Source organism: Streptococcus sp. 1F3 (assembly GCF_054968985.1).
The window spans coordinates 1-22,406 of sequence record NZ_JBUEQR010000115.1; the positions used below are offsets into that span (position 1 = coordinate 1).

22 protein-coding genes are annotated in these 22,406 nt (G+C 42.5%); 7 read left to right on the plus strand and 15 right to left on the minus strand.

Annotation, left to right across the window (positions count from 1 at the left end; all coding sequences use genetic code 11):
- Window positions 1-185: 185 nt before the first annotated feature.
- Entirely contained in the window at window positions 186-677 is a 492-nt protein-coding gene (locus ACVPON_RS09535) for a DUF536 domain-containing protein (protein WP_462878454.1), read from the minus strand.
- A gap of 162 nt (window positions 678-839) precedes the next feature.
- Here ACVPON_RS09535 and ACVPON_RS09540 point away from each other — a divergent pair, with 162 nt between their 5' ends.
- Window positions 840-2,018 (plus strand): BaiN/RdsA family NAD(P)/FAD-dependent oxidoreductase, encoded by a 1,179-nt coding sequence (locus ACVPON_RS09540; RefSeq protein ID WP_462878394.1) that lies wholly within the window; start codon window positions 840-842, stop codon window positions 2,016-2,018.
- A 66-nt stretch (window positions 2,019-2,084) separates the two neighbouring features.
- On the opposite strand, the gene ACVPON_RS09545 is transcribed toward ACVPON_RS09540, so the two are convergent.
- The 5 genes from ACVPON_RS09545 to tsaB all read right to left on the minus strand — a co-directional run bounded on the left by ACVPON_RS09545 (window position 2,085) and on the right by tsaB (window position 5,478).
- On the minus strand, window positions 2,085-2,414 hold the full coding sequence (locus ACVPON_RS09545) for an AzlD domain-containing protein (protein ID WP_462878395.1): 330 nt from the start codon (window positions 2,412-2,414) through the stop codon (window positions 2,085-2,087).
- On the minus strand, window positions 2,404-3,105 hold the full coding sequence (locus ACVPON_RS09550; protein ID WP_462878455.1) for an AzlC family ABC transporter permease: 702 nt from the start codon (window positions 3,103-3,105) through the stop codon (window positions 2,404-2,406). Before ACVPON_RS09550 ends, ACVPON_RS09545 begins: the two co-directional genes overlap by 11 nt.
- 246 nt (window positions 3,106-3,351) lie before the next feature.
- Window positions 3,352-4,365 carry a tRNA (adenosine(37)-N6)-threonylcarbamoyltransferase complex transferase subunit TsaD gene (gene tsaD, locus ACVPON_RS09555; protein ID WP_462878396.1) on the minus strand — a complete coding sequence of 338 codons (1,014 nt, stop codon included), beginning with the start codon at window positions 4,363-4,365 and terminating at the stop codon, window positions 3,352-3,354.
- A complete protein-coding gene (rimI, locus tag ACVPON_RS09560; protein WP_462878397.1) occupies window positions 4,358-4,795 on the minus strand; it encodes a ribosomal protein S18-alanine N-acetyltransferase in 438 nt (145 codons plus the stop codon). The genes tsaD and rimI overlap by 8 nt, the downstream gene beginning before the upstream one ends.
- Window positions 4,792-5,478, minus strand: a complete 687-nt coding sequence (gene tsaB / locus ACVPON_RS09565) for a tRNA (adenosine(37)-N6)-threonylcarbamoyltransferase complex dimerization subunit type 1 TsaB (RefSeq protein WP_462878398.1) — start codon at window positions 5,476-5,478, stop codon at window positions 4,792-4,794. Before tsaB ends, rimI begins: the two co-directional genes overlap by 4 nt.
- A 365-nt stretch (window positions 5,479-5,843) precedes the next feature.
- Here tsaB and ACVPON_RS09570 point away from each other — a divergent pair, with 365 nt between their 5' ends.
- Window positions 5,844-6,074 (plus strand): DNA-directed RNA polymerase subunit epsilon, encoded by a 231-nt coding sequence (locus ACVPON_RS09570; RefSeq protein WP_462878399.1) that lies wholly within the window; start codon window positions 5,844-5,846, stop codon window positions 6,072-6,074.
- A 3-nt stretch (window positions 6,075-6,077) separates the two neighbouring features.
- Entirely contained in the window at window positions 6,078-7,760 is a 1,683-nt protein-coding gene (gene rnjA, locus ACVPON_RS09575) for a ribonuclease J1 (RefSeq protein ID WP_462878400.1), read from the plus strand.
- A gap of 187 nt (window positions 7,761-7,947) precedes the next feature.
- Here the strand turns inward: rnjA and ACVPON_RS09580 are convergent, their stop codons facing one another.
- From ACVPON_RS09580 to ACVPON_RS09615, 8 genes are all read right to left on the minus strand, one after another.
- Window positions 7,948-9,036: a glycerol dehydrogenase gene (locus ACVPON_RS09580; RefSeq protein WP_462878401.1), complete on the minus strand. Its 1,089-nt coding sequence runs from the start codon at window positions 9,034-9,036 to the stop codon at window positions 7,948-7,950.
- A gap of 18 nt (window positions 9,037-9,054) precedes the next feature.
- On the minus strand, window positions 9,055-9,723 hold the full coding sequence (locus ACVPON_RS09585) for a fructose-6-phosphate aldolase (RefSeq protein WP_462878402.1): 669 nt from the start codon (window positions 9,721-9,723) through the stop codon (window positions 9,055-9,057).
- Between the two features lie 12 nt (window positions 9,724-9,735).
- Entirely contained in the window at window positions 9,736-12,177 is a 2,442-nt protein-coding gene (locus tag ACVPON_RS09590) for a glycyl radical protein (protein WP_462878403.1), read from the minus strand.
- Window positions 12,178-12,311: 134 nt separating this feature from the next.
- Window positions 12,312-13,613: a PTS sugar transporter subunit IIC gene (locus ACVPON_RS09595; RefSeq protein ID WP_462878404.1), complete on the minus strand. Its 1,302-nt coding sequence runs from the start codon at window positions 13,611-13,613 to the stop codon at window positions 12,312-12,314.
- Window positions 13,606-13,935 (minus strand): PTS sugar transporter subunit IIB, encoded by a 330-nt coding sequence (locus tag ACVPON_RS09600; RefSeq protein ID WP_462878405.1) that lies wholly within the window; start codon window positions 13,933-13,935, stop codon window positions 13,606-13,608. Before ACVPON_RS09600 ends, ACVPON_RS09595 begins: the two co-directional genes overlap by 8 nt.
- 10 nt (window positions 13,936-13,945) lie before the next feature.
- On the minus strand, window positions 13,946-14,269 hold the full coding sequence (locus ACVPON_RS09605) for a PTS lactose/cellobiose transporter subunit IIA (RefSeq protein ID WP_462878406.1): 324 nt from the start codon (window positions 14,267-14,269) through the stop codon (window positions 13,946-13,948).
- Window positions 14,270-14,462: 193 nt separating this feature from the next.
- On the minus strand, window positions 14,463-15,455 hold the full coding sequence (locus ACVPON_RS09610; RefSeq protein ID WP_462878407.1) for a sugar-binding transcriptional regulator: 993 nt from the start codon (window positions 15,453-15,455) through the stop codon (window positions 14,463-14,465).
- A gap of 13 nt (window positions 15,456-15,468) precedes the next feature.
- Window positions 15,469-16,215 carry a DeoR/GlpR family DNA-binding transcription regulator gene (locus ACVPON_RS09615; RefSeq protein ID WP_462878408.1) on the minus strand — a complete coding sequence of 249 codons (747 nt, stop codon included), beginning with the start codon at window positions 16,213-16,215 and terminating at the stop codon, window positions 15,469-15,471.
- A 120-nt stretch (window positions 16,216-16,335) separates the two neighbouring features.
- Here ACVPON_RS09615 and ACVPON_RS09620 point away from each other — a divergent pair, with 120 nt between their 5' ends.
- Entirely contained in the window at window positions 16,336-17,112 is a 777-nt protein-coding gene (locus tag ACVPON_RS09620) for a glycyl-radical enzyme activating protein (RefSeq protein ID WP_462878409.1), read from the plus strand.
- A gap of 62 nt (window positions 17,113-17,174) precedes the next feature.
- On the opposite strand, the gene ACVPON_RS09625 is transcribed toward ACVPON_RS09620, so the two are convergent.
- The gene (locus ACVPON_RS09625; protein WP_462878410.1) at window positions 17,175-19,067 is read right to left on the minus strand and encodes a M13-type metalloendopeptidase; all 1,893 of its coding nucleotides are present in this window, start codon (window positions 19,065-19,067) and stop codon (window positions 17,175-17,177) included.
- 244 nt (window positions 19,068-19,311) lie between these two features.
- Between ACVPON_RS09625 and ACVPON_RS09630 the strand changes: the two genes are divergently transcribed.
- From ACVPON_RS09630 to ACVPON_RS09640, 3 genes are read left to right on the plus strand one after another with little or no spacing between them, the layout of a single operon-like run.
- Window positions 19,312-20,031 carry a metal ABC transporter ATP-binding protein gene (locus ACVPON_RS09630; protein ID WP_462878411.1) on the plus strand — a complete coding sequence of 240 codons (720 nt, stop codon included), beginning with the start codon at window positions 19,312-19,314 and terminating at the stop codon, window positions 20,029-20,031.
- 3 nt (window positions 20,032-20,034) lie between these two features.
- Window positions 20,035-20,886, plus strand: coding sequence for a metal ABC transporter permease subunit (locus tag ACVPON_RS09635; protein WP_462878412.1), 852 nt, complete (start codon window positions 20,035-20,037; stop codon window positions 20,884-20,886).
- Between the two features lie 11 nt (window positions 20,887-20,897).
- A complete protein-coding gene (locus tag ACVPON_RS09640) occupies window positions 20,898-21,830 on the plus strand; it encodes a metal ABC transporter substrate-binding lipoprotein (RefSeq protein ID WP_462878413.1) in 933 nt (310 codons plus the stop codon).
- Window positions 21,831-22,406 lie beyond the last annotated feature (576 nt).

Genomic DNA, 22,406 nt, shown 5'->3' on the forward strand with positions numbered 1-22,406 from the left:
GGAAAACTCCCCTTTAGCTTCTAGTGAATTTTTGTTTTTTCACTGTCCACTATAAGGGGAGTATATCAAGCTTCTAGTGAATTTTTGTTTTTTCACTGTCCACTATAAGGGGAGTATATCACTTTGTTGGGCTGTCATTTTTTTGCAAAAGAAAAAAGTCTGAGACACTCCTTGTCCCAAACTCCTTACCGTCCCAATAGTCGTGCGAAGAAACCTTTTGATTTTTCCTGCGCGTGCGCCTTTGCTTCTTCCAATTCTAGCTTCAACACATCCTTATCTGCCATGGCTTTTAAGGTCAGTTGCTGCTGCTGGTCTAACTGCTTGTCCTTTTCAGAAATCTGAACATCTTTCACCCGCAACTGCTCATCTTTTTCAGCAATCTGCTTATCTTTGACTTCGAGCTGCTTGTACAAACGACTAATCTCATCATTTTTTTCATCAACCAAGATTTCCATCAGCTCACGTTGCTTGACCTCTTCACTAATTGGCTCGTCTTCAAAAATAGTCGTCTTATAAATCTCTTCTAACTTGACTAGGCCTGCCCGATTGACAACCGTTACACCCTTTTCATTTTTTTCAACGAATTCCTCTGGAAGAGACTTGACTCGGTTGTTCATCGCCTGGCGACTAACCCCCAAAATCTCTGCTAATTCGCTGACTGTCTTTTCAATTCCCATAATATCCTCAATCGCTTGATTTTTTCTTGTATATATCATTAAAATATTACCACAACCACCTAGTCCTGTCAAATTTTCCTACCATTTAGAGCAGGTTTCAAGCCCTTTTATGGTACAATAACAGTAAGAATCACATATCATAATTGAGGCAAAGGATACCTTATGGCACATTTTGACACCATTATTATCGGGGCAGGTCCCGCTGGCATGATGGCTGCTATTGCAGCAAGTCTACACGGCCAAACCACCCTACTTCTAGAAAAAAATAAACGGCTCGGTAAAAAATTAGCAGGAACTGGTGGCGGACGGTGTAATGTAACCAATAATGGGACACTCGAGGATCTACTGGCTGGTATTCCTGGAAATGGACGCTTCCTCTACAGTGTCTTTTCCCAATTTGATAACCATGATATTATCCACTTCTTTGAGGACAATGGTGTCAAGCTAAAAGTCGAAGACCATGGACGCGTCTTTCCAACTACAAATCGTTCCCAGACCATTATCAAGGCTCTTGAGATGAAAATGCTTGACCTCGGAGTTGATATCCAAACGGGTACGGAGGTTCTATCGGTCAAAAAGAGCGACGAAACCTTTCAGGTAAAGACAGCAAACCAACTCTTCACAAGCTACAAGGTCATCGTCACAACCGGCGGAAAAAGCTATCCCTCAACAGGATCCACTGGATTTGGACATGACATTGCCCGCCATTTTAAACTGGCAGTCACTGAAATAGAAGCAGCTGAAAGCCCTCTTCTAACCGACTTTCCCCACAAGGCTCTTCAAGGAATTTCCCTCGCTGATGTCTCCCTCTGCTTTGACAAACACATCATCACCCACGATCTCTTATTTACACACTTTGGGCTCTCTGGACCTGCTGCTCTGCGCCTATCTAGTTTCGTTAAGGGTGGAGAAACAGCCTATTTAGATGTACTTCCGCAACTACCAAAAGAAGAGTTGGGGGCTCTCTTAGAGGAAAATCGGGAAAAAAACCTCAAAAATGTCTTAAAACACCTGATGCCCGAACGGCTGGCAGAGTTTTTTGCACCCCCCTACCCAATCAAGGTCAAACAGCTACTACCAAAGGAAAGGGAGCAACTGGTTGCAACCATCAAAGCCTTCCCCATTAACATTACAGGAAAGATGTCACTAACCAAATCATTCGTGACCAAAGGAGGAGTTGACCTCAGGGAGATCAATCCCAAAACTCTAGAAAGTAAAAAAGTTCCCGGATTACATTTTGCAGGAGAAGTCCTAGATATCAATGCCCACACGGGAGGTTTTAATATCACTTACTGCCTTTGTACTGGCTGGGTTGCTGGAATCCAAGCCATCCCCATTTAATACAGAAAGGAGTGGCACTCAAAAACCATTTCGCAACATGCGATTTTGTTGTCCCACTCTTTTTTTCTAACCTATAGCAAGAAAGCGCAGTCCTGCAGTAACAGCTACTCCCACCCCAACAGCCAGTAGAATATTCTTCGTTTTGACGATAACGAAAAAGGTCGGCAATAAAGCCAAGGTCTCAACTGGTAATATCCCCGGAATCCTGCCTACTTTTTCATCAACAATGCTCGATAAGGTCAAGGCAAAAATGATAGAAATTGGTAGAAAGCGTAAGAATTTCAAGACCAAGGGTGGCAAGGGTCTCCCCTTGGTCAACACAAAAGGAAAAACTCTCGGTACCCAAGTCACCGCTAGCGCTGTAAGAATCGCTAAAAAAATGGATTTATCGACCATCTACCATCACCCCCACAAAACAACCAATCAAGGTCGCAACAAGAACTGCAATATAGGCTGATACGAACAAGACTAGAAGCATATAAGCCACAAACACACTCAGCAAAATCAGACCAATCTTCTTCAAGGGCATTTGCCTAGCCATCGCTTCCAATTGACCTGCAAAAATTCCGACAAACATGGCGACCAAGGCAAAATCAAGCCCTAGCTGTTCAGGATTTGGAATGAGGCCTCCAATGAGATTCCCTAAAACAGTGAATAAAACCCAAGCAACATAGCTAGCCATATTATTCCCATACATCCAGTAAGGGGATATAGCCGACTCTTCCAAATGCTTACGCAAAAGGACACCATAGGATTCATCTGTTAAAAAGGAACCAATAAAGAGGTTCGAAGCCAAGGTATTTCCTTGAAAGATCGTAGTTACATGGAGGCTCAAGAGAAAATGCCGTAGATTAACAAAAAATATCGTCACTGCAATCGACACCAACGGCGCACCTGCTAAAATCATCGCACACATCACAAACTGTGCACTCCCTGCGTACACCAGTAGGCTCATCAAGCCCATTTCCAAGGCTGAAACGCCTGCATGAACCGAAACAATCCCACAAGCCAACCCGATACTCGCATAGCCCAAGACGGTCGGAACGGCAGCGACCACTCCTTCTCTCACAAGTCTTTTTTTATCCATCATTCCCCTTTCTTGTTAGAGATTAGTTTCGACCTTTACGTCTGGGGACGTAGTGGAGGTCGGAGATAATTAGGTACCTTGGTACAGGCTAGTAATCTACTCATTTCGTTTACCTTTGATTACTTCAAGGATTGTGGAAACTCCGTTTCCTTATTTCCAACTTCCAATCAGCTTCTAGATTCTTGGAATCTACTTTGCCGTACTCCAATTATCGAAAAAGAGCCTAATGGCTCACGTCCCATATACCTATCTTTCCAAGATTTCAAAAGCCAGACTTGGCTTAGCATTCAAGTCTAGGGAAGCTAGATTATTCCTATTCCACTCACTAACTGCTGCTAGGGCAATCATCCCTGCATTATCTCCACAAAGGCGCAAGGGCGGAATGATAACTTCCACATCACTAAGCTCCTCAGCCAAGCGCTCACGTAAGCCTTGATTTGCAGCTACTCCACCTGCAACTACCAAGGTCTGAACTGGATATTGCTCCAAAGCCTTTTTGGTCTTTGCCATTAAGATATCCAAGACACAGGTCTGAAACGATGCCGCCAAATCCTCCTTGGACAAACTTTCACCTCTCTGTTCAGCATTGTGATACAGATTGATAAAGGCTGACTTTAAGCCTGAAAATGAAAATTCCAGATTATCTTCCTTGACCATGGCTCGCGGAAAATCATGGATATCTTTTCCTTGATGTGCCAATTCATCAATGAGCCGACCTGCTGGATAGGGAAGCCCCATGACCCGACCAACCTTATCATAGGCTTCTCCGACTGCATCATCACGCGTTTCCCCGACAATCTTATAATCACCCGGTCCTGCTACATAGACCAGTTCTGTGTGTCCTCCTGATACTAAGAGAGCAAGTAAAGGATAGGTCAAGTCCTGGCTACTACGTGCAGCCATCAAGTGCCCTGCCATATGATTAACAGGAATAAGGGGGAGATCATGTGCCCAAGCAAGGGCCTTTGCAGCTGACAGCCCCACCAAGAGAGCCCCGACTAAACCCGGACCATAGGTCACCGCAACCGCTGTAAGGTCACCCGCCTCAATCCCAGCCTCTAGCAATGCTTCCTCAATACAAACCGTCATCACTTCGACATGGTGACGGCTCGCCACCTCAGGAACTACTCCACCAAAACGTTTGTGGCTCTCAATTTGACTAGCAATCACATTGGAGAGCAAGTCTGCGTCATTTTTTAATACTGCAACTGAGGTCTCATCACAAGATGTCTCAATCGCGAGAATATACCTATCACTCATATCTCTCTCTTTTCATCACAAGGGCATCTTCTTTAGGATTATGGTAATAACCCTTTCGTCTGCCAATCTCTACAAATCCGTGGTGCTCATATAAGCGTTTGGCACGCTGGTTGGAAGCACGAACCTCTAAAAATACCGAACCTACAACCACATCCATACAAGCCAGTAAGCGCCTCGCAATTCCTTGACCTTGCACATCTTTCCGCACAGCAAGGTGCAAGATTTCCCATTCATCTACCAACTGCTGGACAGCTAGAAAACCAAGAAGGTCTTGCTCTTCTTTGGCGAGATAATAGACCGTTTCTGCTTGTTTCATATCTGCTGCTATCTGCTCCACTGTCCAAGGCGAAACGGTATAAACATCTGCCAAGATCGCGTGTAGTTCCGGTGCGATTTCTTCTTGCCCCTTATATTCTTCAATTTCTATCATACACGTTTAATATAGCTTTCTTTCTCCCTTTCCTCATGTTCCTTAAGCCAATTTTCCTCCGCCTCGACCCGCTTAAGATAACGTGGCTCAAAGGACATCACCTCACAAGTCGGTGCCCTTTCTCCGTCCAAAGCCAATTGATAAGCAGATGGCACGGTTGCTTGATACTGGGCTTCTGGTAGGGCTTCTGAAATCTGTTCAATGAAAGAGTCGACTTCCCCCACAAACGTCACACGTTCATACGCTCTCACCTCTTCTAACAAGGCTCCAAATGAAAGATAGGTATCCGACTTGACCGACTGCCCATTTTCATAAAAGCCTGCATAGACATGGTTTCTCCTCGCATCAACAATCGGCACGACCAAGCCCTCTATATCCTTAGGAACCAAGACCTGCAGGCTCGAAATACCTACCAAGTCAATGCCTAAAGTATAAGCTAGGGTCTTTGCCGTCACAACCCCAATCCGTAAACCCGTATAAGAACCAGGCCCCTGCGCTACCACAAGACGCTCCAAGTCAGCCGACCGCCAGCCTACTGACTGCATCAAAAAGTCAATCGTTGGCATCAAACTGATACTATGATTTTTCTTGACCGTAAGGGTCATTTCTGTCTGTAAACATCCATCCTCCACCAAGGCTACCGCCAAGGCTTGGTTAGACGTATCAAATGCTAACACTTTCATTTTTACTCTTCCTACATGATTCTTCTTTCTATTGTAAGCTATCTTCTTCTTTTTTTCAATTCTAGACAATAACTGCTCTTGAAAATGACTTGAAAGACAGCTGATTTTTCATTTTCCTACCAATTCCTTTTACCTCAAGCCTCTTTTATGGTATAATAATAAGAAAAATCACATCAAAAAATGACAACTCTAGAAAATTATATACAAATCAACTAGGTCATCCTCGTGATAACCTAGGCTGTTCGGACAGCACTCAAGTAGCTGAACCTTACAAGAAAATCGGAGTTTGAGCTACTTGCTTACACTCTTACTTTTTTGTAGTCCGAACCATTCGACCAAGACTTGTCATCAACGAAAGGAAAGACATGATTTACAAAGTATTCTATCAAGAAACAAAAGATGCTACCCCACGTCGAGAGCAAACGCGTACCCTCTACCTCGACATCACTGCCAAAGATGAATTAGAAGGTCGCATCATCGCCCGCCAGTTAGTAGAAGAGCATACCGCCTACAATATCGAATTTATCGAGCTCTTGTCTGAAAAACACCTTGAGTATGAAAAAACTCACGCAGATTTTAGTATTACGGAGTTTTAATTCATGTCAGTTCATCTAAAATCACAAGAAGTTGGCGTATTCGCCATCGGTGGTTTGGGAGAAATCGGTAAAAACACCTACGGAATCGAATACCAAGATGAAATTATCATTGTCGATGCGGGAATCAAGTTTCCAGAAGACGATTTACTCGGTATTGATTACGTGATCCCAGACTACTCTTACATCGTTGATAATATTGACCGTGTTAAAGGTGTAGTGATCACGCATGGTCACGAAGACCACATCGGAGGCATTCCCTTCCTTCTCAAGCAGGCTAACATTCCGATTTATGCTGGACCTCTCGCTCTTGCCCTCATTCGTGGCAAGTTAGAAGAACATGGTCTCTTGCGTGATGCTACCCTCCACGAAATCAACCACAATACCAAGTTGACCTTTAAACAATTAAAGGTGAGCTTTTTCCGCACGACCCACTCTATCCCAGAACCCCTTGGTATCGTCATTGATACTCCCCAAGGGAAAATTGTCTGTACAGGGGACTTCAAGTTTGACTTTACACCTGTGGGAGAACCTGCTGACTTACACCGCATGGCTGCTCTTGGAGAAGAAGGCGTCCTTTGCTTGCTATCTGATTCGACCAATGCCGAAATCCCGACCTTTACCAATTCAGAAAAGGTGGTCGGTCAATCTATCATGAAATTGATCGAGGGCATTCATGGACGCATTATCTTTGCCTCTTTTGCCTCCAATATCTTCCGTCTACAACAAGCCGCTGATGCTGCCGTCAAAACCGGACGAAAAATTGCGGTGTTTGGACGCTCCATGGAAAAAGCCATTGTAAATGGAATTGAGCTAGGCTACATCAAGGTTCCCAAACATACATTCATCGAACCAAATGAGATTAAAGAATACCCTGCCAGCGAGATTATGATTCTCTGTACAGGAAGTCAGGGAGAGCCAATGGCTGCCCTTTCTCGTATCGCACACGGTACCCATCGCCAAGTCCAATTACAACCTGGGGATACCGTCATTTTCTCCTCAAGTCCAATTCCAGGAAATACGACTGGCGTCAATAAATTGATTAACATCTTAATCGAGGCCGGTGTAGACGTTATCCACGGTAAGATTAACAATATCCATACTTCTGGACACGGAGGCCAACAAGAACAAAAACTCATGCTCCGCCTCATCAAGCCGAAGTTCTTTATGCCCGTCCACGGTGAATACCGCATGCAAAAAATCCATGCTCAGCTCGCAATGGATACAGGCATTCCTAAAGACAACATTTTCATCATGGAAAATGGAGATGTCCTTGCCCTGACCAAAAAGAGCGCTCGCCTAGCGGGACATTTCAACGCCCAAGACATCTATGTAGATGGAAACCGCATTGGAGAAATCGGAGCTGCTGTCCTCAAAGACCGCAGAGACTTGTCAGAAGACGGTGTCGTACTTGCTGTTGCAACCGTCGATTTCCAGTCACAAATGATTCTTGCAGGACCAGATATCCTCAGCCGAGGCTTCATCTATATGCGTGAGTCAGGCGATCTGATCCGTGAGAGCCAGCGCATCTTGTTCAATGCCATTCGCATTGCTCTCAAAAATAAAGATGCCAATATCCAGACAGTCAACGGAGCGATTGTCAACGCTCTCAGACCCTTCCTATATGAAAAGACGGAACGCGAGCCTATCATCATTCCAATGATTCTCACACCAGATAAACCCCTTTAAAAATCAAAAAGGAGAGTGGGACAACTCTTGATTTTACAATCAGGATTTGTCCCACTCTTTTGTACCTATCGACTTATACTCAATAAAAATCAAAAGTTGACGAAGTAGCCTTTTGATTTTTAAAGAGTATTACAAGCAACTTCTGTTCGACCCCTTATTTGTACTTTGCTCTTGACGTCCTCACATCTTATTTATCCAAGTTTTTCACATGTTGATCAACCGCAAGAATGGTTTGAGCGATCTCATCTGCCGATATTCTCCAAGAGATTTGGGAATGAAGCTCTCTAGCTCGTTGACCGACCCGAAGAAGATCATCGTAATCAACAATCCCCACATGCAAACTCTCTAAGGTCACGGGCATTTGGAGGGCTTGATAAAGACGGATATAACGGTTGACCTCCTCAAGCGGGCGCTTTTCAAGAAAGAGCTGGACCAAGGTTCCATAGGCTAGTTTTTCTCCATAGGTTGCGTCCTGCATAGCAGCCGTCAAGACTGCAAATCCATTGCAAATAGCATGGGCAACCGTAAGGCCTGTCCTCTCCCAACAGCCAATACCACTCAGTAGTATATTCGCTTCAATAACACGCTCCAGAGCCTGATTGACACACTGACCCTCACAAGCTTCCATAGCTAGAAGACTATCTGTAAATAAAATCCGCTCGCATTGCTGAATCATTGCAAACGCAGCTAGGCTATAGGTCTTCCCTAACTTGTCTTTTGCAACTGACTGCTGATTGGCTTGTGCCTCCACCCAGGTCGCAAGAGCGTTTGCAATACCGGAGGCAAGCCAACGTTTCGGGGCTTTTGCGATTATTTTTGAATCTACCAGGACAAGGTCTGGAGGGCTGTTATAGAATCGATAAGTTTCAAATTCCCCCTTATCTGTATAGATAGCAGAAAAGGAAGAGGCAGGTGCGCCTGTAGAGGCTAGCGTTGGGGCAACTACAATCGGTAGCTCTAAAGTATCTGCAAGCGCCTTGGCACAATCGATCGTCTTTCCACCACCAAGACCGATAACCATATCGACCTGTCGCTCATCTGCAAATGCAAGAAGACGAGTGAGCTCCCTTTCTGAAACTTCCCCATCAAACCATGTATGGCTTACTTGCATACCGTAACGGGTCAGATAGGCTAACAATCGCCTGCCTACCAATTCAAATACCACCCTATCACAAAGGAGGAGCGGTTTGCTCCCCAAGGCTAGTAATTCCCTTGCATGTTCAAATAAGGCATTCTCTCCTTGAATATAGCGAGCTGGACTGGCAAATATGTTCATAGAAGCCTCTTTTCTATCTCAAATATGGAGTTGTCCCTGGGCATCCTGCCAATCTTTTGCAAAATCATCCACGGCCTTTTCGATGGCAGGCATCGCAAAGGCTGCCTCAAATACCTCACTTCCTGCTGTAATTGCCTGTACACCACAAGCAAAAGCACGATTCACTTGGGCAACATTTTTAAAGGAGGCAGCTAAAATCTTACTGGTCGATCCTGTTCTAGCAATCGCTTGCGCCAATTGACATAGAACTTCCTCAGGATCAATATTCAAATTTTCCATTCGATTGTAGTAGGGGGCAAGGTAGTCTGCTTCTGCCTCTATCGCAAGCAAGCCCTGAAATGTTGTGTAGATAGCTGTAGCAGTAATACGAAATCCCTCTTCTTTTAAAACCTTCATCGCTGCTAGCCCATCTGTTGTGACAGGAATCTTGACATAGATATCCTTCCCACACTCCTGCCGAATCTTACGAGCATCACAAAGAATCCCAGCGTAGTCTTTTGCTACTACTTGAACATGAATGGAAGCAGTCGTTCCAATCACTTCTCGTATCTCTTGAATCCGCTCAAAAACCTTGATTCTTCCTTCTTTTTTTACAATGGTTGGGTTAGATGTCACCCCTGCAAGCGGGAGAATTTTCGCCCATTTTTTGATCTCATCAAGATTTACTGTATCAAGCATAAATTCCATATAAAACCTCTTTTACAATGTATGTTCTGTCCGTCCAATAATATCATCCTGTGTAGCTTTAGAAAGAACATTGAAGAAAGCCGAATACCCCGCAACACGTACAATCAAATCCCGATGTTTTTCTGGATGTTTTTGGGCATCTATCAGTGTTTCACGCGACACAACATTGTATTGGATATGATAGCCATGAAGACGGTTAAAGAATGTCCGAAGAAGCGCTATCAACTTCACCTTATCCTCTTCCTTGGCAAGGGTCTGCGGATTGACTTTTTGATTGAGCAATACACCACCTACAATCTCATGCGTTGGTAGTTTTGAGACAGATTTCAAGACAGAGGTCGGCCCTTTTTTGTCCATATTATGGGCTGGTGAACAGCCTTCGGCTAATGGAGTGCCGGCATTTCGTCCATCTGGAGTCGCTAAGGTACCGCGACCTTGACCCACATTAGCTGAAATAGAGGATGTTCCAGAGTAGCGAATCCCTCCGATTGGACCACGACCGTAGCGAGTATTAGGATATTTGGCAATCTCATCTACATAAATATCATAAGCGTCTCGGATCAGCTGGTCTGCATCATCATCATCATTGCCATATTTAGGAGCCTCATAAATCAGCATATCCTGAATCTCTTTGCCACGCTCACCTGCATAATCAGTCTCCAAGGCATGCCAGAGTTCCACCGGCGTTAGGCGTTCTTCTTCAAAGACGAGCTTTTTAATCGCTGCGAGTGAATCGGATAGATTTGCGATTCCAACCTGTAGACCTGAAATGTAATCATAGACTGCTCCACCCTCTTTCAAGTGTTTTCCACGTCCGATACAGTCATCTGTCAAGGCAGAACAAAGAATATCAGGAACTTCTCGCTCTAGGGATAGATCGATAGCATTTTCTACCACCACACTCATTCGTGTCAAATGACGAAGGGTCTTATCCCAAGCAATCTGGAGCTCATCAAAAGTCTTCATCTCTTTGAAATGCCCAAAACTTGGAGCAAACCGTTTGCCAGAAGCTGGATCAATCCCATCATTCATCGTGATGAGCAACACCTTCGGGAAATTCATGTAACTCATACCCGTACAACGGTAGCCCCATTTACCAGGAACAGCCGTCTCAACACAGCCAATCGCACTATAATCGTAGGCATCGTCTTCTAGCACTCCCTTTTCAATAAAGGACGGAATGATAATTTCGTCATTATTAAAGGCAGGCATTCCAAAGCCAAGTTTCATCACTTCAATACACTCGTTCATAAAACGAGCATCTAAACCAGCATGGTAGCGGACTGTTAAATTCGGTTGGGGTAAATGTGTCTGAGCAACAGATTTTAATACCAGATAAGATAAAGGATTCACCGCATCCTTTTTGTCCCGCGTCTGGCCACCGATGGTCACATTTTGATACAGAGGGCTACCGGCAGATGAAAAGGTATGGGCTTGACTACGTACCTTGTTGATGGTAATTGTTTTAATCCAAAGGTTTGTCAAGCGTTCCACAATACTCTCTGGCGTTTCCCGACCAGCTTCCAAGTCGGCTTTCACATATGGATACATGTACTGGTCAAAACGACCATAGGATAGAGAATGCCCATTTGATTCGATTTGAAGAATACATTGAATAAACCAAACAGACTGGACTGCCTCTGCAAAGGTAGTTGCTGGCTCATACGGTACTTTTGAGCAGATAGCGGCTATGTCAAGCAGTTCCTTGCGACGTTTGGGACTTGCTGTCTCAGCTAACTGTCGAGCCAATTTAACAAAACGTTCTGCATATGCCTTGACAGCATCAATCACGATAAAGATCGAATCATAAAAATGATACTTATCAATACTTGCTGGATCTGTCAAGTCCAAGGCCGCTTTTGCTACTCTTGCTTTTTCTTCAAAACCTTTCAAACCATATTCCAGTAACTTTTGATAATTGACTGCCAAATGAGCATCGCCAGAGTTCATCTTTCCTTCCATCCCAAAGAAACCAGTCTCCATATAAACTTGAGTTTCTTCAGGTAGTAACACTCCTGCTCTCGAACGCAAATTATTCTTTTCCCAAAACGGGGCAATGCTCCGGAGTTGCTCTTTGGTCTCCTCTGTAATGTAGAATACATCTCCATCACGTTTTTCAAATAAATCAAGCTCATTTAAGACAAATTCTAAGGTATATTCAGGGAAAATAGGGGCGTCTTTATTCGAAGAGGCTTGATTCCCTACAATCAGCGTTTCATCTTCAATATAAAGCGTCATATTCTCCAAAATTTCTTTCAGCATCCAAGCACGCTTCAAGACATTGGGTTTTTCTTTATGTTCTTGGTAAGCCTTGGTTACCAAAACCGCACGTTCTGCATCAATGTAAGGCTTTTTATTAAGGACATCTTCCCGATACTTGTTCATACGCTCCGTTAGATTTCCAAAATACTCCGTTTTGATGCTAGTAGCAGCAACTTTTGTATTTGTTTTCATGATATTTTCCTTTCTTTCGAAAATATTTTTGTTTCGTTTGTAATTAAATTGTACTTTTTTATCCTCTTTTTTGTCAATCCATAAAGGAAAAATACAGAAAACACATGCGAATCTGCACATTTGTGCAAAAATTTCTAGGCAGCCATTTCCTGTTCATTCTGATAAGCAATCCTATCTTGTACCCTAAAGAAAGGAAAGTAAACAAGAGTAGATACCAATAGTATCAATAGCTGAACGACTGCCCCCTGCCAACCGGCAACCAGAAAACCAGAAATAATAGCTGGAGTACTCCACGGCAAGGTCACTCCAGAAAAGGGAGCCATAAATCCAATCGCAATCGCACTATAGACAATTACTGCTGCCAAAATGGGAACCAGTAAAAATGGAACGAACATCACTGGATTCATCACGATTGGAAAGCCAAAAACAACCGGTTCATTGACGTTGAATAGGGCTGGAAATGCGGCAACCTTGCCCAGGGCTTTGTACTGCTTTGATTTTGCTGTAAACAGCATTGCCACTACAATCCCAAAGGTAATTCCCGAGCCAGACATGATCAAAAAACTATCCAAAAATTGCTGTGTTACAATGTGGGCACCCTCTTCCACAGACAAACGCCCTGCCGCAAGCATAGCCTTATTGGCATCTAAATTAGACAGCAAGAGCGCTGTGACAACCCCGTTTACAACGGATTGACCATGCACACCAAACCACCATAAGAAAGAGATGAAAAAGGCTATTCCAATGGCACCATAAAGCGAGCCCGTTAGACCTTGTAAGGGTACTTGAATCACATCATAGATCATCTCAATAAAGGTCCCGCCACCTGTAACTATCTTAGAAATGATATAGACAATCATTGAAAGTAAAAAGATGACAAAGGCAGGAATCATTGCCTCAAATTGTTTGGAGATAGCTTGTGGCACTTGTTCAGGCATTTTGATGACAATATGACGTTGAATAAAGAGGGTATACATTGCGCCTACCACTAAACCGATAATAATAGCACCAATAATCCCTTGTCCCCCAAACCAAACTTTTGCCATCGCATCTCCAATGACCTCTCCTTGTTCAGGAATGTAAGAAGATCTCAAAAGAATAAAAAATGCCGATAAGGATAGTACGCCAGCCGGCAAAGGCTCTACGCCACTATTTTTAGCATAAGAATAAGCGATCGAAAAACAGGAAATCAAGCCCATAATAGCAAAGGTTCCACTATAGACCTGCATAAGTGGTTCTGTCCAATCAGCCCCAAAGACAGCTCCTATCGCCTGATTTACCCCCTCAAAAGGAAGCTGACCAAGAATTAGAAAAAGGCTCCCGACCACTGTCAGCGGCAAGATCGCTAACATCCCATCTTTTAAAGCAATGATCCCCCTCATATTGACAAATTTCATCATTGGGGCAATGATTTTTGTTGTATCAAACTTAGCCACCACATACCTCATTTCTTTTCTCTATCAGATCTAACGCTAATTGCAAGACCTTTTGCCCATCAAACATCCCGTAATCTGCCATAGGAATAACAGCAATCGGAACCTGATATTCCTCACAAATTGCTTTGGATTTTTCCAAGGTATATGCAACTTGAGGTCCTAACAAGGCAACATCTAGTTGTGGAACATAATCCGCTATTTTAGCCTGTGAAAAAGCTTCTATGTCTGCATCAATACCAGCCTCCTTGGCTGCTATTTTCATATTATTCACCAGCATACCTGTTGAAAATCCCGCTGCACAAAATAAACCAATTTTTACCATTTTCATCTCCCTATTCTTTACTTGCTAATTCTTTTCTCAAATCAATCATTTCTTTTATCAGATTGATTTCTGTAATACTTGTCATTAAGTGATCCTGAGAATGAACAAATAAGGCTGTAATTTCCGCTTTTGTCCCACTGGCTTCTTGGGCTAAAAACTGGGTTTGCATGTTATGAGCTTCTAGCAAGGCTGTATCCGCTAGAGCTACCTCCTTTTCACTTTCTGCAAACTGTCCGTCTTTTGCATGATTCAAAGCCTGATAAATATGCTGCTTGGCATCTCCTGCATTGAGAATCAGTCCCATAATAATTTGATCAGGTACAATAACTTCCATTTCCTTACCTCTTTTTATTTTTTCTTTGTAAAGCGCTTTCATCTATACTATAACACCCGCAGCAACTTTCGTCAATACATTTGTGCTTATCTTATAATTTTGCTACATTTGTGCAATATACAGCTGAATAGCAAAAAGACCGTCTCTGAAATGCAAGGCACCAAATGCCTACCTTTCAGAGACAGTCTTTGAATTATCCATCTACTTCACCGGAAAATGTTAAATCACCATCCAGTTCTAAAACCTGTAAAATCGTACGATAATCCGTTACAAGATGGTTGATATAACCCTGGCGCAGTACTGCTAACAGGGCGTCTACTTTATGATCTCCATAAGCGATAGCGATTGAATCGGGAACTTTGCGCAACTCTTTTAGAGAGATCGCAATCGTTCGCTCTACTACAGCATCCGATATTTCATGTCCTTGTGCATCTAGAAACCGACAGCAAACCTCTCCTACTGCTCCACTTTGCTCTATTCGCCTAAAGTCGTCATCTGTCAGCATATCTAGCCATTGGCGATTATCCTTATCTACTCGACCTCCTATGCCTATGATGGCCATATCTAAACTGTTCCAGTTATCTATAATTTCTTCAAAGTATTTAGAAGATCGAATGCCTAACGCCAGTTCCTTGCTCTCTTGTACAATCGTTGCATTGATGAAAGAACATTCCCCATGAAATTTATGGGTTAGCTCATACATGAGAGTGTTGACATGGTAGCGAGCATTGATATGACTAGGACCACCAGCCAAGGGATAAAAATGCACACTTTTCATCTGTCGTGGAATCATTTTGGCAACCACATTGCTCAAGGTTTTCCCCCAGGAGATTCCTACCTTACTATGATTTTTGAGAACACTTCGGATCATCGTTGCCCCAGCCCCAGCAACCATCTCCTCTAATGATTTTTCCGAAGAGGCGGCACTCGACACGATATCAATCGTTTTCAGATTGTATTTTTCTTTCACATAATGCTCTAAATGAAAGAGGTCTGTATCAAATTCATGAATTTCTATCGTGACAACCCCTTTTTCACGGGCTCTCGTTAACATTCGACTAATCGTGGTGCGATAAATCCCTAGTTCCTTCGCTATCTCAGCCTGATTTTTTCCTTCAATATAGTATAGATATGCTACCTTCGCTAGCTGCTTCCTGTTGTTTTCTGCTACTTCTCTCCTAGCCATTTTCTTCCCCCATCTAGCGAACTTTTGTAACTCGAACTCCCTGATTTTGTAGCAATTCCTCCTTTTCGACAGGTAGCTGCTCATCTGTAATGACAAGACTGACCTCTGCCATACTAAATTGGCTGACCGTTCCTCGTTTATTAAATTTTGTGGAATCCGTCAAAACAATCACTTCCTCAGCTACATGCGCCATAGCTCTCACTACCTCTGTTCTCATCAAGTCTTTCCCTGTAAATCCCTCCTCATCTGCAAAGCCATCTGTCCCGATAAATGCTTTCTTGACATGAAAGAACGAAATCATTTCTTTTAAAAGGGGACCTACAGTCACCTGTGAGTTTTGTTGGTATTCTCCGCCTAATAATATTACTTTGCATGAATGATAGGAACGGATATAATCCGCAATGAAATAGGAATTCGTAATAATGGTCACATTTCGTTTTTGCTGGCAAACTTGCTCTGCTAAAAGAGCGCAGGTAGAGCCTGATTCGATGATAATCGTCTCATTATCCTGAATGAGTTCTACTGCTTTTTGAGCGATTTTCCGCTTCACATCATGATGAAAGGATAAGCGAACATTTAGGTCATCGCCACTGTTTAAAACGGCGTAGCCATGCTCGCGGTGCAACAAGCCCCTACTTTCTAATTTATCCAAATCCTTACGAATCGTTACCTTTGACACTTTCAACAGGTTCGACAAGGTATTCACATCTATTTTTTCATATTGGGATACCAATTTTACTATTTGATCTAATCGTTCCATACCATGACCTCCTTTTCTATTTTAACAAATTTTAGCTAAGAAACAAAGCAAAACAAACTTACGTTCGTAATTGATTTATTTTCATTTGAATGTTACAATAAAACAAAAAGAGGATTTGTAATGAGTACAAGGAAAGGCATTATTTTCAATATTCAACATTTTTCTATCCACGATGGACCCGGTATTCGGACAACCGTATTTTTAAAGGGCTGTCCTCTACGGTGTCCATGGTGCTCAAATCCTGAGTCACAACGGTTACGACCTGAACCAATGCTTGATGCAGGCACAAAACTTCCTATTACGATGGGCGAGGAAAAAACAGTTGATGAGATTATCCAAGAGGTTCTAAAGGATCAGGCTTTCTATGAAGAATCTGGTGGTGGCATGACCTTATCCGGTGGAGAAATCTTTGCCCAATTTCACTTTGCAAAGGCCATTTTACAGGCTGCTAAAGCCAAAGGGATTCATACAGCCATTGAAACAACTGCCTTTGTCAGTCATGAAAAATTCGTTGATTTAATCCAGTATGTCGATTTTATCTATACCGATCTGAAACACTATCATGCCCTAAAACATCGAACGGTCACTGGTGTAGAAAATCAACTGATCATTAAAAATATCCATTATGCCTTTTCTAAAGGAAAAGAAATCGTACTGCGGATACCTGTCATTCCAGATTTCAATGATTCCTTAGAAGATGCAAAAGAGTTTGCCCGCCTGTTCAACCAACTTCAGATTGATCAAGTCCAACTACTCCCCTTTCATCAGTTTGGTGAAAATAAGTATCAACTCCTAAATCGAACCTACACTATGAAACACGTAAAGGCCTTGCACCCAGAGGATCTCTACGATTATCAACAAGTCTTTTTAAATCATGATATCAACTGCTATTTCTAGACTAAAAAAGAGGTTGAAGAAAGTCATTCAAGGGGACTTTGCTTCAATCTCTTTTTTCTATGCTACCAAATGACTACGCGGTCTTCTGGTTTACGCCACATACCGTCTTTTTCTGCCACATCAAAGGCTTCAAAAAATTCAGCAAAATTGGGTACTTGCAGGTTGACGCGGAGTTTTGCGGGGCCGTGAACATCAATGCTCGTTAACAACTGCATATACTCTGTCCGTCCTTTCAGGCGCCAGATACGAGCCCAATTGGTGAAAAATTCTTCTGCCGAGTAGTCTGGCTCTCTTTTTGCAGCTTCTAGCGCCGCAGCAAGACCACCCAAATCAGCTACATTTTCAGAAACTGTCAGCTTCCCATTCACCTTAGCTCCATAGGAATCTTGCCCTTCAAAGAGTTCCACTACTCTCTGCGTTTTTTCCTTAAAGGCTGCATAGTCATCATCTGTCCACCAGTTCTTTAGGCTACCATTTTCATCAAAGGAAGCCCCATTGGTATCAAAGGCGTGAGAAATTTCATGGGCGATAACCGCACCAATCCCACCATAATTTTCAGATGAAGTCTGCTCCAGTGAATAAAAGGGTGCTTGTAAGATAGCTGCGGGGAACACAATCTTATTTTGTTGGGGACTATAGTAAGCATTGACCATGTGCGCTGGCATCCCCCATTCGCTATCATCCACCGGCTGATTCCACTGGCTCCATGAATGCTTGACAGAAAGTTCTTTCAAGAACTGAGCATTTTCAAGCAGAGACTTGCTTTCATCGATGATCTTGTCATAGTAGCGCTCTGGTAATTGCTCAGGATATCCGATATAAGGCTTGATAACCCCTAATTTGACGATGGCTTGCCTCTTTGTTTCTTCTGTCAACCAGTCATTGGCAGCTAGACGCTCTTTATAGACCTCAATCATCGTTGCAATTTTTTGTTCCACATCTGCCTTAGCTTCTGGGGAGAATTTCTCTCCTGCATACCACAAGCCCAGAGCTTGGTTGAACGGACCTTCAGCTAAATAAAAGGCTGCTTTTTTCTTGTTTTGTGCCTCTGGAGTACCCGATAAGGCACGACCATAAGCACCTGTTAAAATGCGGATTTCATCGGTTAGATAAGAAGCAACCGAACCGATCACATTCATCATCAAACTAGCCTTTAAGTACTCCCAATTCTCTTCACAGTAGAACTCTTTTGCAACTTCCCAAAAACGAGGATTTTCAACAATAATCTTATCTGGAACTTGCCCGATGACGTGCGTAAAGAATGTTTCTAAAGGAAGATTTGGAACCAGAGCTGCAAACTCCTTAAAATCATAGGGATGATACAGTTTAAAGTACTCCGACTTATCTTCGTTAGAAAGCACGATTTGCGCAATGCGTGCATCAAAGGCTTCCACCTTATCCAACAAATCTGTGATTTCTTGATCTGAAAAACCAAATTTTCGGAGTACATCTGTATCGCATTTCCGCCACAAGGCTAGGAGCTCTGCTTTTTGCGGGTGATGCTCATCATAGTAGGTCGTATCTGGCAAGATCGTGCCTGGTTCTCCTGCCCAGAGAACATTGGTTTTGGCATCCATAAAGTCTGGTGCAATGCCAAACGGCATCCCAGTTGGTTTTCCTGCCAATTCAAACTCTGCCATTTTTTCAGTAAAGTCTGCAAAAGACTGAAGTTGTTTGTACTCTTCAATCAAGGGAAGAGCAGGTGCAATGCCTAGCGCTTCTCTTTTTTCATAATCAGCTACGAGACGGTGGTATTTGACAAAGTTTTGAAGAACACTATCTTCTGGCACTTCCTCGCCCTTCAACCACTTGTCTGTCCTTGCAAGCATCAAGTCTTCAATCTCATCATGCAAGGTAATGAAACCACCTGTTACAGGCTTGTCGTTTGGAATAAGAGCTGCTTGCGCCCATTTTCCATTAATGGCTTCATAAAAATCATCTTGTAAACGTACCATAAGAACCTCTTTTCTATATTTCTTTCTACATGATAGCAAAAAGAATCAGAATTTGCAGGGATTTTACGTCCCAATACTCTAGGAAAGTAGAAAATAGATTTCAAGCCATGCAGGAATATAGTAAGATTCACCATTCTTTCATCTACTAATATTGAATCTTTGATGAAAATTTTTTAGTTTCTTTCAAAAATTAACTTGACTTAATTTTTAAATTAAGTTATATTAAGAAACAAGGAGTTTAAAGATGATTAAAATAAACGATTTAAGTGTCAGCTATCATACTGTTTTAGCTTTAGACACCATCAATGCAACCATTCAAGGTCCCACTATTACCGGTATTCTCGGACCAAACGGAGCGGGGAAGTCTACCCTACTGAAAGCCATGCTTCATATAATTGACCACAAGGGGCAAACGATACTTGAGGACAAGGACATCCGCAAACAACGGAGCAAGATTGCCTATGTTGAACAAAAGGCAGTCATTGACTTCAACTTTCCAATTAAGGTCAAGGAATGCGTATCCTTGGGACTCTATCCTAAAATCAGCCTGTTTCAACGTTTCAAAGAACAGGATTGGGCAAAGGTGGCACGCGCCCTTGAAATCGTCGGAATGCTAGAGTATGCTGACAAACAAATCAGCGAATTATCTGGAGGTCAATTCCAACGTGTCCTCATCGCTCGGTGTCTCGTCCAAGAAGCCGACTACATCTTTTTAGATGAACCTTTTGTAGGAATTGATTCTGTCAGTGAAAACATTATCATGACCACATTGCGCAATCTCAAAAAATTAGGAAAAACCATTCTCATTGTCCACCATGATTTGAGCAAGGTCAAAAACTACTTCGACCAAGTTCTACTGCTCAACCGTGAAGTCATAGCCTTTGGAGAAACTACACAGACCTTTACCAAAGAGAACCTAAAGGCGACCTACGGTGAGAATTTGATACTAATGGAGGAGGACTAAGAAATGATTCAAGAATTTATCGAGGGATTGCAAAGTTTCCACTTTCTACAAAATGCTGTCATAACAGCCATTGTCATCGGGATTGTCGCTGGAGCAGTTGGCTGTTTTATTATCTTACGGGGGCTGTCTCTCATGGGAGATGCCATTTCCCATGCAGTATTACCAGGAGTTGCCCTCTCTTATATCTTAGGGATTAACTTTTTTATCGGTGCGATTGTTTTTGGTCTACTTGCCTCCGTCATGATTACCTATATCAAAGGAAACAGCATCATCAAGAGCGACACGGCAATTGGGATTACCTTCTCTTCCTTTCTAGCTCTAGGGGTCATCCTTATCGGAGTTGCTAATAGCTCTACCGATTTATTCCATATTCTATTTGGGAATATCCTTGCGGTACAAGATATAGATAAATGGATTACGATTGGTGTTGCTATCGTTGTCCTCTTCCTAATCTTCCTCTTTTTCAAGCCACTCTTGATTACTTCCTTTGACCCACTACTTGCAAAATCCATGGGAATGCCTGTTAATGCCTATCATTACCTACTCATGATTCTGCTAACCTTGGTTTCTGTCACAGCCATGCAAAGTGTCGGAACCATTCTTATTGTTGCCATGCTGATTACACCAGCCGCTACTGCATACCTCTATTCCAGCAGTCTTAAAAGCATGATCTTCCTATCTTCTACCTTAGGAGCTCTTTCTTCTATTGTTGGGCTCTTTCTAGGATATACTTTTAACATCGCTGCCGGATCTAGTATCGTCTTGACATCAGCCACTTTCTTTTTGATTAGCTTCCTCTTTGCCCCAAAACAAGGCATCTTAATGCGCTATTTCAAAAAGTCATCTCATTCATAAAGGAGAATTTAATGAAAAAATTATCTACTCTAGCGGTTGCATTCCTTGCAATCCTAGGTCTTGCTGCCTGCTCAGGTTCTGTGAAAGAATCTAGCACGGAATCTTCCAAATTAAAAGTGGTCACCACCAACTCCATTCTGGCCGATATCACCAAAAATATCGCCGGTGACAAGATTGATTTACATAGTATCGTTCCAGTTGGGCAAGATCCACATGAATACGAACCCTTACCCGAAGATGTGAAAAAGACATCCAAAGCAGACCTTATTTTCTACAATGGTATCAACCTTGAAACTGGTGGAAATGCCTGGTTTACAAAATTAGTCAAAAATGCTAATAAAGTAGAAAACAAAGATTACTTCGCTGTTAGCGAGGGTGTTGAGGTCATCTATTTGGAAGGAGAAGATGAAAAAGGCAAGGAAGATCCACACGCTTGGCTTAATCTTGAAAATGGAATGATTTACGCCAAAAACATTGCCAAACAACTAATTGCAAAGGATCCCGATAATAAAGATACTTATGAGAACAATTTAGCTACCTATCTTGAGAAGCTCGATGCTTTAGATCAGGAAGCCAAAGAGAAATTTAACAATATCCCTGCTGAGAAGAAAATGATTGTCACAAGCGAAGGCTGTTTCAAATATTTTTCAAAAGCCTATCAGGTTCCATCTGCCTATATTTGGGAAATTAACACCGAAGTAGAAGGAACACCTGACCAAATTAAACGCTTGGTTGAAACACTACGTCAAACCAAGGTTCCATCCCTCTTTGTCGAAAGCAGTGTCAATGATCATCCAATGAAGACTGTTTCAAAAGACACCAATATCCCGATTTATGCGAAAATCTTTACCGATTCTGTCGCTGAAGAAGGCGAAGATGGAGATAGTTACTATGCCATGATGAAATGGAATTTAGATAAAATCGCTGAAGGCTTAGCTAAATAGTTTATGGATGAATGTTGCAGGGCACCACTGTCAAGGAACCTACCACTTAATCCCATTCTACTTGCTAGAAAACCAGTCTATGGATACCTTTATATCTTCTCTCTTTGATAATGGTAGGCCTTTGCAACATCCATATATAGTCTTTTCGTTTGCTTTTAGTACTTCCTCCACTGGTCTTTTTGACTATTGGAGTTGGAGATGAAACAAAGTTTTCTCAAGCTCCCAAGTCGTAAAAAAGCTGCCGTTATCATAGGCTAAAGCCTATGACAGCTGTGGCTAAACGAAAGGACTGATAATAATTCAAACTCCCAGTGCTATAGCCTATGTGCTCGTGAACTGGGAGTTTATTTTTTAGACAATCCAAATCTGTTGAACTTCATACTCAATAAAAATCAAAAGTAAACTAGCTTTCACAATGAAGAATTGTGAAAGGTTGGAAATGAGAGTAGCACCGCTCATTTCCTTATAATCGAAGCCAGGGTAGAACGAGCATTCACCAAGGCAAGTTGACGAAGGATCCTTTTGATTTTTAAAGAGTATAACTTGATGAGTAAAAAGCTCCAAGCCTACTAGCTG

Bases quoted from the DNA above. Each gene is read 5' to 3' on its own strand.
- tsaD (WP_462878396.1), bottom strand. From the start codon at position 4,365: ATGAGTGATAGGTATATTCTCGCGATTGAGACATCTTGTGATGAGACC.
- ACVPON_RS09640 (WP_462878413.1), top strand. From the start codon at position 20,898: ATGAAAAAATTATCTACTCTAGCGGTTGCATTCCTTGCAATCCTAGGT.
- ACVPON_RS09620 (WP_462878409.1), top strand. From the start codon at position 16,336: ATGAGTACAAGGAAAGGCATTATTTTCAATATTCAACATTTTTCTATC.
- ACVPON_RS09605 (WP_462878406.1), bottom strand. From the start codon at position 14,269: ATGGAAGTTATTGTACCTGATCAAATTATTATGGGACTGATTCTCAAT.
- ACVPON_RS09580 (WP_462878401.1), bottom strand. From the start codon at position 9,036: ATGAACATATTTGCCAGTCCAGCTCGCTATATTCAAGGAGAGAATGCC.
- ACVPON_RS09545 (WP_462878395.1), bottom strand. From the start codon at position 2,414: ATGGTCGATAAATCCATTTTTTTAGCGATTCTTACAGCGCTAGCGGTG.
- ACVPON_RS09535 (WP_462878454.1), bottom strand. From the start codon at position 677: ATGGGAATTGAAAAGACAGTCAGCGAATTAGCAGAGATTTTGGGGGTT.
- ACVPON_RS09590 (WP_462878403.1), bottom strand. From the start codon at position 12,177: ATGAAAACAAATACAAAAGTTGCTGCTACTAGCATCAAAACGGAGTAT.
- ACVPON_RS09585 (WP_462878402.1), bottom strand. From the start codon at position 9,723: ATGGAATTTATGCTTGATACAGTAAATCTTGATGAGATCAAAAAATGG.
- ACVPON_RS09630 (WP_462878411.1), top strand. From the start codon at position 19,312: ATGATTAAAATAAACGATTTAAGTGTCAGCTATCATACTGTTTTAGCT.
- tsaB (WP_462878398.1), bottom strand. From the start codon at position 5,478: ATGAAAGTGTTAGCATTTGATACGTCTAACCAAGCCTTGGCGGTAGCC.
- ACVPON_RS09540 (WP_462878394.1), top strand. From the start codon at position 840: ATGGCACATTTTGACACCATTATTATCGGGGCAGGTCCCGCTGGCATG.
- ACVPON_RS09615 (WP_462878408.1), bottom strand. From the start codon at position 16,215: ATGGAACGATTAGATCAAATAGTAAAATTGGTATCCCAATATGAAAAA.
- ACVPON_RS09550 (WP_462878455.1), bottom strand. From the start codon at position 3,105: ATGGATAAAAAAAGACTTGTGAGAGAAGGAGTGGTCGCTGCCGTTCCG.
- ACVPON_RS09625 (WP_462878410.1), bottom strand. From the start codon at position 19,067: ATGGTACGTTTACAAGATGATTTTTATGAAGCCATTAATGGAAAATGG.
- ACVPON_RS09600 (WP_462878405.1), bottom strand. From the start codon at position 13,935: ATGGTAAAAATTGGTTTATTTTGTGCAGCGGGATTTTCAACAGGTATG.
- rimI (WP_462878397.1), bottom strand. From the start codon at position 4,795: ATGATAGAAATTGAAGAATATAAGGGGCAAGAAGAAATCGCACCGGAA.
- ACVPON_RS09610 (WP_462878407.1), bottom strand. From the start codon at position 15,455: ATGGCTAGGAGAGAAGTAGCAGAAAACAACAGGAAGCAGCTAGCGAAG.
- ACVPON_RS09635 (WP_462878412.1), top strand. From the start codon at position 20,035: ATGATTCAAGAATTTATCGAGGGATTGCAAAGTTTCCACTTTCTACAA.
- ACVPON_RS09570 (WP_462878399.1), top strand. From the start codon at position 5,844: ATGATTTACAAAGTATTCTATCAAGAAACAAAAGATGCTACCCCACGT.
- rnjA (WP_462878400.1), top strand. From the start codon at position 6,078: ATGTCAGTTCATCTAAAATCACAAGAAGTTGGCGTATTCGCCATCGGT.